Source organism: Janthinobacterium sp. TND4EL3 (genome assembly GCF_900156175.1).
In the GTDB taxonomy this organism is placed as follows: domain Bacteria; phylum Pseudomonadota; class Gammaproteobacteria; order Burkholderiales; family Burkholderiaceae_D; genus Janthinobacterium.
The window spans coordinates 791,237-802,074 of sequence record NZ_FTMV01000001.1 but is presented as its reverse complement, the minus strand read 5'-3'; the positions used below and the strand labels follow the sequence as shown (position 1 = coordinate 802,074).

The following is a 10,838-nucleotide window of genomic DNA, read 5'->3' as shown; positions in this document are numbered from 1 at the left end:
TCGACTTGCATGTGTAAGGCATGCCGCCAGCGTTCAATCTGAGCCAGGATCAAACTCTTCAGTTTAATCTCTGTTACTTTGCCGTTTTACCGGCACCGTCATTGCTGACGGGTCGCTCACTTCAAAAACAACTGACAGGCCACTTCTTGCGAAGCGTCCTATTTCATTTATTTCTTCGTGAACATTTGATATTTTAAGTATTACAGCAATCCGAAGATCGCTGCTGCACTACATCAAATGTCCACACTTATCGACTGTTAATTGTTAAAGAACTGTATTCGGTGCTACTCTCGCGCTATCGACAAAGCGTTGTGTTTGTCAGCTGCGAAGAAGGAAGAGTATGAAGCGTTTCGGCTAATTCGTCAACCTTCTTTTTTACTACCCAGCCCCGAAAGGCCGCCCCTTTTGTGCCGCAAACCAGTGCGTCTCATCGGGGAGGCGAATCATATCAAAGACCGTCGAAGTTTGGCAAGCGCTTTTCCAGGAAAGCGTGCATGCCTTCTTTTTGTGCAGGCGTGCCGAAGGCGGCCTGGAACAAGCGACGCTCGTAGGCGACGCCATCGGTCAAGGTCGTTTCAAAGGCGCGGTTGACGCAATCCTTGATCATCATGGCCACCGAGGTCGGCATGGCGGCGATGGTCTTGGCGGCAGCCAGGGTTTCTTCCAGCAATTTATCGGCCGGCACGACGCGCGACACCAGGCCGATGCGTTCAGCCTCGGCAGCGTCGATGGTGCGCGCCGTCAACAGCAGATCCATGGCCTTGGCCTTGCCGATGGCGCGCGGCAGACGCTGCGTACCGCCTGCTCCCGGCGTGACGCCCACCTTGATTTCCGGCTGGCCGAATTTGGCGCTATCGGCAGCGATCAGGAAATCGCACATCATGGCCAATTCGCAGCCGCCACCGAGTGCGTAGCCAGCCACGGCACCCACCACGGGCTTGCGCACGCGCAAGATATGCTCCCAGTTGCGGCTGATGTAGCCCTGGGTAAAGGTATCAGGGTAAGTGTAGTCGGCCATGGCGGCGATGTCAGCGCCGGCGGCAAAGGCTTTTTCACTGCCAGTGAGCACGATACAGCCGATATTCTCGTCAGCGTCGAATTTGAGCAAGGCGTCGCCCAGCTCATTCATCATGTTGTCGTTCAAGGCGTTCAAGGCCTTGGGGCGGTTCAGACGGATGACCGCCACTTTGTCCTGGATGTCGATAATCAGGTCTTCGTATTGCATAGTGTCTCCTCTCGATGAACGGTGCAACGATTGTAGCGGCTAACGGCAGCGGCGCGACCGGTGCGCTGCTATTATTGTTAACCTGAATATTTTTTGTCGAGCAAGGTATTTTCTCCTCCCTCTTCCAGTACTGCGCCGGCCGCCTGCGCGGCGACGGCAGCGTCGCCAGCGTCAATTTCCGCCGCCTGTGGTTCAGCAACGGCCTCAATTGCTTCGGCGCGCAAATTACCTCGCTGGCCCTGCCCCTGTGCGCGGTATTGTTATTGCATGCGACGCCAGAACAGATGGGAGTATTGGTTGCCCTGCAGGCGCTGCCGTTCGCCCTGTTCGGTTTGCCTGTCGGCGTGCTGCTGGACCGGCGCAGCAAGCATCCGATCATGCTGTTCAGTGAAAGCATGTCCGGTCTGGCCCTGGCCAGCGTGGCCGTCGCCTGGTGGTGCGGCGTGCTGTCGATGCCGTGGTTATATATAGTGGGATTCATCATCGGCACGGGCTTCGTCGTCGGCGGCGGCGCCGAACAGGTGTTTCTGACCTTCCTCGTGGGCCGCGATGGCTTGATCGATGCGCAATCGAAGTTTGCGGCCACGGAATCGGCTTCGCGCCTGATCGGCCCCGGCCTGGCCGGCGTGCTGGTGCAAATGCTGTCGGCGCCCGTCGCCATCCTGTGCACGGCCTGCGGATACTTGATTTCCGTTTTCAATTTGCGCGCCATGAGCGTGCGCGACCCGCGACCGGCTCCCTCCGACAAGCACGCCTTGCGCGACATAGCCGACGGCTTGCTGTTCGTGTGGCGCGAGCCACTGCTGCGCGCATTGGCCTGGGGCGCAGGCATCTGGCATTTCCTGTTCTACGCCAGCATGGCCTTGACGGTGCTGTTCGCCACGCGCGACCTGGGCATGAGCCCTGGCGTGCTGGGCATGACGCAGATGCTCGGTGGCGCCGGCGTCCTGCTCAGCGCCTTCATCGTCAAGCCATTGACGAAACGCTATGGCGCCGGCCGCACCATCCTGATCGGCCTGGCATCGACCTCGCTCTGCTTTGCCCTGACGCCCACGATTCCCGCCCTGCTGTTCGGCAGCGCGGCGGCCAGTGCCGTGGCCTATGCCATATTGATGTTCTTTTTCGATTGCGGCGTGATGCTGTTCTTTATTCCCTACCTGGGCTTGCGCCAGAAAGTCACGCCCGACCCCATGCTGGGCCGCATGACCTCGACCATGCGTTTCCTGACGGTGGCGACGGCGCCGCTGGGTGCGCTGGCGGCCGGCTGGGTGGCGGAACATTTTGGCGTGCGCAATGGCCTGGCCTGCATTGCGGCCGGCAGCGTTGCGCTGACCATCGCCATCGTGTGGGGCACGCCGCTGCGTAGCGTGCGCACGTGAGGCGGGGAACGGGCATACACTATTGAAAGATTGCCTTGGCGACATTATTTCCACCAAAGCATGTGAGGTTTGATTTACATCAAGGTTTTAATTGATGTAAATCCATAAGCTGTCTTACATCACTTGAGGAGCACGCTATGTTTAACACCATCTTATTTCCCACCGACGGCTCACCCCTGTCCGACAAGGCGGCCGAGACCGCCCTTGCCTTCGCCCAGTTGAACAAGGCCAAGCTGGTCGCCATCAGCGTCGTGCAACCCTTCCCGTTCTCGCCGATGGCGGACGGTGGCATCGTGCTTGACGCCAGCTTGTATGAGCAACAGATGCAGGAAGCATCGCAACGCGCCATCGACAAGATCGGCGCAGCGGCGCGCGCCGCCGGCGTACCCTTCGAAGGCGTGGTGGCCGTGTCACCGAGCCCGCATGACGAAATCGTCAATGCGGCGCAAACTTACCATTGCGACATCATCCTGATGGCCTCGCATGGCCGCAAGGGCTTGAACAAGCTGTTCGTGGGCAGCGAAACGCAAAAAGTGCTGGCCCATACGCACTTGCCAGTCATGGTTCTGCGTTAAGCCAGACCACGGCTCCCCCCGCGTCGCGCGCAGCAACTCAGCGCGCCGGCGCCTGCTTCGGCAGCAACACCCACACGGCGCCGCTCTGCTTCATGCGGCCCGCATTCTCTGCCGCTTCCGCGCCAAAACCAAAGAAATAATCGACCCGGATCGGCCCGCGAATGGCGCCGCCCGTATCCTGCGCCATCACCAGGCGCTGCATGGGGATATCGCTGTTGGCTTGCGTGGTCGACAGGAACACCGGAGCACCGAGCGGCACGTAGCGCGAATCGATGGCCACCGAGCGCTGCGGCGTCAGCGGCACGCCCAGCGCGCCCTTCGGGCCCACCTTCGGGTCGGGCAGGCGCTCCTCCTTGAAGAAGACATAACTGGGATTGGCGTTGAACAATTCATCCTTGCGCGTCGGGTGGCCGGCGATCCACGCCTTGATGCCCTGCGCGGATGCCTGGCTCAGGGTCAGTTCGCCCTTGTCGACCAGGTAGCGGCCGATCGATTTATATGGATGGCCGTTTTGATCCGCATACGCCACGCGCACGGTTTCCTGCGTATCGGTCAGCTGCACGCGCCCGGAACCCTGCACTTGCAGGAAGAACGCCTCGACTTCGTCATCCACCCACAGCAATTCCTTGCCCGTGACGGACGTGGCGCGTTCGATGTCGGCGCGGGTCGCGTACGGGATCACCTTCTTGCCGACCAGCTTGCCTCGCAAGCGCATGTTCTTCAGTTCCGGATACACGCCGGACAAGTCCACTGAAACGAGATCGTCTGGCACCTTGTACAGCGGTGTCTGGTACGGACCGCCCCGCTTGCGCGCGCCATGCAGCAACGGTTCGTAGTAACCGGTCACCAAACCAGTATTGGCGCCATCGGCGGCCACCACTTGATTTGGCACAAAGAATGTCTCAAAAAACAGGCGGATGGCCTTGTCGCTGTCCGCATTCACCTGACGCGCGATCGTGCATGACTCCTTCCAGTCCGACCGCTTGACCAGCACGCCACAGGACGCCATGAAGGCGGGCCAGGCAGCGCGCATGTCGTCGCGTGCCCAGCCAGGCAAGGCGGCAAACTTGGCGGGCACGAAAGTAGGAGCAGCCACATCAGTGGCTTCCTTGGCATCTGCCGGCTTGGCCGGCACTGACTTGACGACAGTCGGGGCAATCGCCGGTGCCTTGCCAGTCGCAGCTACCGGCTCTGCTGGCGGCGTGGTACAGGCGGAAAGAGCAAGCGCGACGGCACCGACTGAAACGGGTAGACTACCGCGTGTCAACAGACGGCGGGTAAATACTAAGCTGCGGGTAAATAACATAGGGGTACGTATGTGGATCTTGATGATAGAGGCGCTGGTAGCGTTCTTCTTGCTGGCATTTATAGTCTGGTGGACCATGTATTCGGGTAAAAAACCCGCGCCACCGGCGCGCAAGCAGCTCAGCGAAGAACAGGACAGCACCGAAAAACTGAAATAAGGGGCGCGAGCCCCGGCGTTGCGTCAATGCAGGGTGCGCGGTACCGACAGCACGAACTCGGGAATCAAAGCTTCGAACTGATGGCCATCTTCGGCCACGCAGAAGTATTCGCCATGCATCGAGCCTTGCGGCGTGCCCAGCATGGTGCCGCTCGTGTATTCGAACTGTTCGCCCGGCTGCAGCAGCGGCTGGTGGCCGACGGCGCCCAGGCCGCGCACCTCTTCCACCTTGTTGTTCGCATCCGTGATGACCCAGTGGCGCGAAATCAGTTGCGCGCCAGCCGTGCCGGTGTTGACGACGCGGATCGTGTAGCTGAACACGTGCCGCCCCTGGTCCGGTGCCGATTGTTCCGGCAGATATTGCGTCTTGACCGTTACCGTAAATTCATAAGTCGCCATCATTATTCCTATTTAAACATTGCCAGTCGCATATTGCGTCGCGTGTACCGTATTGGCCACCGCGCGCCATGTATTCTGTGTTTCATTAAGGCATGGTAACGGCGCCAAGCGTAAAATAGCGCATCTTCGCATTTTCTACTTTGAGCCTTTAGCCACCATGACAACATTCCGTATCGCTCCCAGCATCCTGTCCGCCGACTTTGCCCGCCTGGGCGAGGAAGTGCGCAACGTCGTTACCGCCGGCGCCGACATCATCCACTTCGACGTGATGGATAACCATTACGTGCCGAACCTGACCATCGGCCCGCTGGTGTGCGAAGCGATCCGTCCGCACGTGCAAGTACCGATCGACGTGCATCTGATGGTCAAGCCTGTCGATCGCATTATCCCGGATTTCGCCAAGGCTGGCGCGAACATCATCACCTTTCACCCGGAAGCGTCGGATCACGTCGACCGTTCCTTGCAGCTGATCCGCGACAATGGCTGCAAATCGGGTCTGGTCTTCAACCCGGGCACGCCGCTGCACTACCTGGAGCACGTGATGGACAAGATCGACATCATCCTGATCATGTCCGTCAACCCGGGCTTCGGCGGCCAGTCCTTCATCCCGCAAGCGCTGAAGAAAATCGCCGAAGCGCGCCGCATGATCGATGAATCGGGCCGTGACATCATGCTGGAAGTCGATGGCGGCATCAAGATCGACAACATCGCCGCCGCCGCCGCCGCCGGCGCCGACACCTTCGTCGCCGGCTCGGCCATCTTCGGCAAGCCCGACTACAAGGCCGTCATCGACGCCATGCGCGCCGAGCTGGCAACAGTAAAAGGCGCCTGATGCAAGCGGGCACGGTGAAAGACCACATACTGGCCGGCGTGCGCGCCGCCATCATCGACCTCGATGGCACGATGCTCGACACCGTGCCCGATTTTCATGTCGCCATCAACGGCATGCGCGGCGAACTGGACCTGGCGCCCATCAGCGCCGAGGCCATCAAGCTGATGGTGGGCAAGGGCTCGGAAAACCTGATCCGCACAGTGCTGGCGCTCGACTTCGATGCGGCCGGCGTGGAACAGCGTTTCGAGCAGGCGATGGAGAGTTACCAGCGCCACTACCTGGCCATCAATGGCCAGTTCAGCACCCTGTATCCGGACGTGGAAGCGGGGCTGGCGGCAATGCAGGCGGCGGGCTTGCGCCTGGCCTGCGTCACCAACAAGCCGATCGCCTTCGCCCTGCCCCTGCTGAAGCAGAAAAAACTCGACGGATATTTCGAGGTCGTCTACGGCGGCGATTCGCTGCCGAAGAAAAAACCGCACCCCATGCCGCTGCTGCAAGTGTGTGCGGACTTCGACCTGGCGCCGGCCAAAGTGGTGGCCATTGGCGACTCCTCGAATGACGCGCAAGCGGCACGGGCTGCGGCTTGCCCCGTGTTGACGGTACCGTATGGCTACAACCACGGACACTCTATACACGAGACCGATTCCGATGGTATAGTAAATACGCTGCTCGAAGCGGCGCATTTTATTAGCATGCACAACAGACCAGCATACTGACCAACCCCAACACCATATCGTGAACACGTTTCTCATCAAAAAACACAATGTCACCCAAACCGGCTCGATTGAGGCCTGGCTTTGGCGACGCTGGCAATCCTGGCAGGCCTGAGGGCCGAGCCGTGTAAGATTGCTGTCGGCTGCACGCGCACCGGCAGGTTTTTTGATAACCCACCGCAGGGTTTGTGCATCGCGCACACTTGTACCCTGACGGCATGGAGAGACACATGACCGAACTCGAATTCAAATCGCTGGCCCAGCAAGGCTACAACCGCATCCCCCTGATCGCGGAAGCCTTCGCCGACCTGGAAACGCCGCTCACCCTGTATTTGAAACTGGCGCAGACCCAGCAAGGCGGCAAGAACACCTTTTTGCTCGAATCCGTCGTCGGCGGCGAGCGCTTCGGCCGCTACTCGTTCATCGGCTTGCCCGCCACGACCGTCTTGCGCAGCCACGGCAGCCGCACGGAAATCGTCAGGAACGGCGCCGTGATCGAAGAGCACGAAGGCAATCCGCTCGACTTCATCGAACAGTACCAATCGCGCTTCAAGGTGGCCCTGCGCCCCGGCATGCCGCGCTTCTGCGGCGGCCTGGCCGGCTACTTCGGCTACGACACCGTGCGCCACATCGAGAAAAAGCTGGCCGGCGGCGCGCCGAAAGACGACCTGAACCTGCCCGACATCCAGTTGATGGTGACGGAGGAACTGGCCGTCATCGACAACCTGTCCGGCAAGCTGTACCTGATCGTCTACGCCGACACCACGCAGCCCGAGTCATTCAGCAAGGCGCGCCAGCGCCTGAAAGACTTGCGCATGATGCTGCGCCGCGGCGTCGACGCGCCCGTGACCAGCGCCTCGGTACGCACGGAAACCATCCGCGACTTTTCCAAGGAAGACTACCTGAAGGCGGTCGCCAAGGCGCACGAGTACGTGATGGCCGGCGACCTGATGCAGGTGCAGATCGGCCAGCGCATCCGCAAGCCTTATGTCGATTCGCCGCTGACCCTGTACCGGGCCTTGCGTTCACTCAATCCGTCACCGTATATGTACTTCTATAATTTCGGTGACATGCAGATCATCGGTGCTTCGCCCGAGATTTTGGTGCGCAACGAAACGACGGCGGACGGCGGCAAGAAGGTCACGCTGCGCCCCATCGCCGGCACCCGTCCGCGCGGCGCCACGCCAGAGCGCGACGCCGAACTGTCGGCCGAACTGCTGGCTGACCCGAAAGAGATCGCCGAGCACGTGATGCTGATCGACCTGGCGCGCAACGACATCGGCCGCATTGCGGAGACGGGCAGCGTCAACGTCACCGACCGCATGGTCATCGAGAAATACTCGCACGTGCAGCACATCGTCTCGAACGTGGAAGGCACCTTGAAGGATGGCCTGTCGAACCTGGACGTGCTGCGCGCCACCTTCCCCGCCGGCACCCTGACGGGCGCGCCGAAAGTGCGCGCCATGGAAGTGATCGACGAACTGGAAATCACCAAGCGCGGCATCTATGGCGGCGCCTGCGGCTATCTGTCGTTTGGCGGCGAAATGGACGTGGCGATCGCCATCCGCACGGGCGTGATCAAGGACGGCATGCTGTACGTGCAGGCCGCGGCCGGCATCGTCGCCGACTCGGTCCCCGAAATGGAATGGCAGGAAACCGAAAACAAGGCGCGCGCCGTGCTGCGCGCCGCCGAACAAGTGCAAGATGGCCTGGATGGGGAGTTTTAAGATGCTGCTAATGATCGACAACTATGACTCCTTCACCTACAACATCGTGCAGTATTTCGGCGAGTTGGGCGAAGACGTACGGGTCTACCGCAACGACGAAATCACGATCGAACAAATCGAGGCGCTGAATCCGGACCGCATCTGCATCTCGCCCGGCCCGAAAGCGCCGGCACAGGCGGGCATTTCGGTGGAAGTGCTCAAGCACTTCGCCGGCAAGAAGCCGATACTGGGCGTGTGCCTGGGCCACCAGGCCATCGGCGAGGCGTTTGGCGGAAAAGTCATCCGCGCCAAGCAGGTCATGCATGGCAAGACTTCCCTCATCGCGCATACGGGCGTGGGCGTCTTCAAGGACATCCCCAGCCCCTTCACAGTGATCCGCTACCACTCTTTGGCGATCGAACGCGCCTCGCTGCCTTCCTGCCTGGAAGTGACGGCGTGGACGGACGACGGCGAAATCATGGGCGTGCGCCACCGGGAATACGATATCGAGGGCGTGCAATTCCACCCCGAATCGATCCTCTCGGAGCACGGCCACGCCCTGCTGAAGAATTTCCTCGAGCGCTGATCCCATGCGCACGCCCCGGCGTGCCATCAGTGTCCTCCTGCGCCATCATTGAAGAAGGAAGCATCATGCCGATCACCCCACAAGAAGCCCTGCTGCGCTGCATCGAACACCGCGAGATCTTTCACGACGAAATGCTGTACCTGTTCCGCCAGATCATGTCCGGGGAAATGTCGCCCACCATGATCGCGGCGCTGACCATGGGCTTGCGCGTGAAAAAGGAAACCATCGGCGAAATCGCCGCCGCCGCGCAAGTGATGCGCGAGTTTTCCACCAAGGTGCCCATGGCCGACACCACCAACCTGCTCGACATCGTCGGCACGGGCGGCGACGGCGCGCACACCTTCAATATTTCCACCGCCTCGATGTTCGTGGCGGCGGCAGCGGGCGCCCGCGTGGCCAAGCATGGCGGGCGCAGCGTGTCGTCCTCGTCCGGCAGCGCCGACGTGCTCGATTCCCTCGGCGTCAACATCAATCTGCAGCCCGAGCAGATCGCCCAGTCCATCGCGCAAACGGGCATCGGCTTCATGTACGCACCGAACCACCATGCAGCCATGAAGCATGCCGCGCCTGTGCGCAAGGAACTCGGTGTGCGCACGATTTTCAATATCCTCGGTCCGCTGACCAATCCCGCCGGTGCGCCGAACATCCTGATGGGCGTATTCCACGCCGACCTGGTCGGCATCCAGGTGCGCGTGCTGCAGCGCCTGGGCGCACAGCATGCGATCGTCGTGTATGGCCGCGACAATATGGATGAAGTGTCGCTGGGTGCCGCCACCATGGTGGGTGAACTGATCAACGGCGAAATCCGCGAATATGAAATCCATCCCGAAGATTTCGGCATGTCGATGATCGCCAGCCGCAACCTGAAGGTGGCCGACTCCGTCGAATCGAAGGCGAAGATGATGGAAGCACTGCGCGGCGAACCCGGCGCAGCCAGCGACATCGTGGCCCTGAACGCAGGCACGGCGCTGTACGCGGCCGGCGTGGCCAGCTCGATCGAAGACGGCCTGGCGCGCGCGCGCAGCGCCGTCAGTTCGGGCGCCGCGCTGGCGAAACTCGACCAGTTCGTGCGCGTGACGCAGCAACTGGGCGCCCCGGCGCAAGCGTAAGCCATCCGCCCTCCCTTATAGAATAGCGACCATCATGTCCGACATACTCGATAAAATCCTGGCCGTGAAGGCCGATGAAGTGGCCAAGGCCAAAGCCCATCGCAGCCTGGCCAGCCTGCGCGGCGACGTGGAAAGCGACGGCGCCCTGCGCGCCGGCCTGCGCGGCTTTGAAGCCAGCCTGCGCCAGCACATCGCCGCCGGCAAGCCCGGCATCATCGCCGAAGTGAAAAAAGCGTCGCCGTCGAAAGGCGTGATCCGCGCCGACTTCCGCCCGGCGGACATCGCCGCCAGCTATGCGGCGCATGGCGCGGCCTGCCTGTCCGTGCTGACGGACGAGCAGTTCTTCCAGGGATCCGTGGATTATCTGCAGCAAGCGCGCGCCGCCTGCGCCATTCCCGTGCTGCGCAAGGATTTCATGGTCGACATGTACCAGATCTATGAAGCGCGCGCCATGGGCGCCGACTGCATCCTGCTGATCGTCGCTGCGCTCGACCATGGCCTGATGGCGGAGATGGAAGCCTGTGCCCACGAACTGGGCATGGGCGTGCTGATCGAAAGCCACGACGGCAAGGAACTGACGGCGGCCCTCAAGCTCAAGAGCGCGTTGATCGGCATCAACAACCGCAACCTGCGCACCTTCGATACCTCGCTCGACACCACCATCGGCCTGCTGCCGCGCATACCGCAAGACAGATTGATCATCACGGAATCGGGCATCCTCAATACGGCGCACGTGAAACGCATGCGCGACGCCAACGTGCACGCCTTCCTGGTAGGTGAGGCGTTCATGCGCGCGCCAGACCCGGGCGTGGAGCTGGAACACCTGTTCAGCTAAACCATGGTAGGCTGGCA

General features: G+C 61.1%; 13 protein-coding genes and 1 rRNA gene. 9 read left to right on the top strand and 5 right to left on the bottom strand.

The window, feature by feature from the left end:
* The 3 genes from BXA07_RS03600 to BXA07_RS31235 form a co-directional block, all read right to left on the bottom strand.
* Positions 1-65 (bottom strand): 16S ribosomal RNA (locus BXA07_RS03600); the annotation flags it as partial.
* Between the two features lie 383 nt (positions 66-448).
* A complete protein-coding gene (locus BXA07_RS03595; RefSeq protein WP_070282850.1) occupies positions 449-1,225 on the bottom strand; it encodes an enoyl-CoA hydratase in 777 nt (258 codons plus the stop codon).
* Positions 1,226-1,302: 77 nt separating this feature from the next.
* The gene (locus BXA07_RS31235; protein WP_244556159.1) at positions 1,303-1,449 is read right to left on the bottom strand and encodes a hypothetical protein; all 147 of its coding nucleotides are present in this window, start codon (positions 1,447-1,449) and stop codon (positions 1,303-1,305) included.
* On the opposite strand from BXA07_RS31235, the gene BXA07_RS03590 reads away from it, so the two are divergent.
* Together BXA07_RS03590 and BXA07_RS03585 are read left to right on the top strand one after the other, a co-directional pair.
* A complete protein-coding gene (locus BXA07_RS03590; RefSeq protein ID WP_244556169.1) occupies positions 1,411-2,604 on the top strand; it encodes an MFS transporter in 1,194 nt (397 codons plus the stop codon). The genes BXA07_RS31235 and BXA07_RS03590 overlap by 39 nt on opposite strands.
* 137 nt (positions 2,605-2,741) lie before the next feature.
* Positions 2,742-3,179 (top strand): universal stress protein, encoded by a 438-nt coding sequence (locus tag BXA07_RS03585; RefSeq protein ID WP_070312619.1) that lies wholly within the window; start codon positions 2,742-2,744, stop codon positions 3,177-3,179.
* A 37-nt stretch (positions 3,180-3,216) separates the two neighbouring features.
* Here the strand turns inward: BXA07_RS03585 and BXA07_RS03580 are convergent, their stop codons facing one another.
* A complete protein-coding gene (locus BXA07_RS03580) occupies positions 3,217-4,212 on the bottom strand; it encodes a murein transglycosylase A (protein ID WP_244556168.1) in 996 nt (331 codons plus the stop codon).
* A 283-nt stretch (positions 4,213-4,495) separates the two neighbouring features.
* Here BXA07_RS03580 and BXA07_RS30735 point away from each other — a divergent pair, with 283 nt between their 5' ends.
* Positions 4,496-4,642, top strand: a complete 147-nt coding sequence (locus BXA07_RS30735) for a hypothetical protein (RefSeq protein WP_170909598.1) — start codon at positions 4,496-4,498, stop codon at positions 4,640-4,642.
* Positions 4,643-4,665: 23 nt separating this feature from the next.
* On the opposite strand, the gene apaG is transcribed toward BXA07_RS30735, so the two are convergent.
* Complete coding sequence (gene apaG / locus BXA07_RS03575; protein WP_035828598.1) at positions 4,666-5,040, bottom strand: Co2+/Mg2+ efflux protein ApaG; 375 nt, start codon at positions 5,038-5,040, stop codon at positions 4,666-4,668.
* A gap of 157 nt (positions 5,041-5,197) precedes the next feature.
* On the opposite strand from apaG, the gene rpe reads away from it, so the two are divergent.
* From rpe to trpC, 6 genes are all read left to right on the top strand, one after another.
* Positions 5,198-5,872, top strand: coding sequence for a ribulose-phosphate 3-epimerase (gene rpe, locus BXA07_RS03570; protein ID WP_070254125.1), 675 nt, complete (start codon positions 5,198-5,200; stop codon positions 5,870-5,872).
* Positions 5,872-6,588: a phosphoglycolate phosphatase gene (locus BXA07_RS03565; protein ID WP_076565569.1), complete on the top strand. Its 717-nt coding sequence runs from the start codon at positions 5,872-5,874 to the stop codon at positions 6,586-6,588. The genes rpe and BXA07_RS03565 overlap by 1 nt, the downstream gene beginning before the upstream one ends.
* A 227-nt stretch (positions 6,589-6,815) precedes the next feature.
* On the top strand, positions 6,816-8,312 hold the full coding sequence (trpE, locus tag BXA07_RS03560; protein ID WP_076565567.1) for an anthranilate synthase component I: 1,497 nt from the start codon (positions 6,816-6,818) through the stop codon (positions 8,310-8,312).
* A 1-nt stretch (position 8,313) separates the two neighbouring features.
* Positions 8,314-8,877 carry an aminodeoxychorismate/anthranilate synthase component II gene (locus BXA07_RS03555; RefSeq protein ID WP_035824429.1) on the top strand — a complete coding sequence of 188 codons (564 nt, stop codon included), beginning with the start codon at positions 8,314-8,316 and terminating at the stop codon, positions 8,875-8,877.
* Between the two features lie 65 nt (positions 8,878-8,942).
* Positions 8,943-9,986 carry an anthranilate phosphoribosyltransferase gene (trpD, locus tag BXA07_RS03550; RefSeq protein ID WP_076565565.1) on the top strand — a complete coding sequence of 348 codons (1,044 nt, stop codon included), beginning with the start codon at positions 8,943-8,945 and terminating at the stop codon, positions 9,984-9,986.
* A 34-nt stretch (positions 9,987-10,020) separates the two neighbouring features.
* Positions 10,021-10,821 carry an indole-3-glycerol phosphate synthase TrpC gene (trpC, locus tag BXA07_RS03545; protein WP_076565563.1) on the top strand — a complete coding sequence of 267 codons (801 nt, stop codon included), beginning with the start codon at positions 10,021-10,023 and terminating at the stop codon, positions 10,819-10,821.
* Positions 10,822-10,838 lie beyond the last annotated feature (17 nt).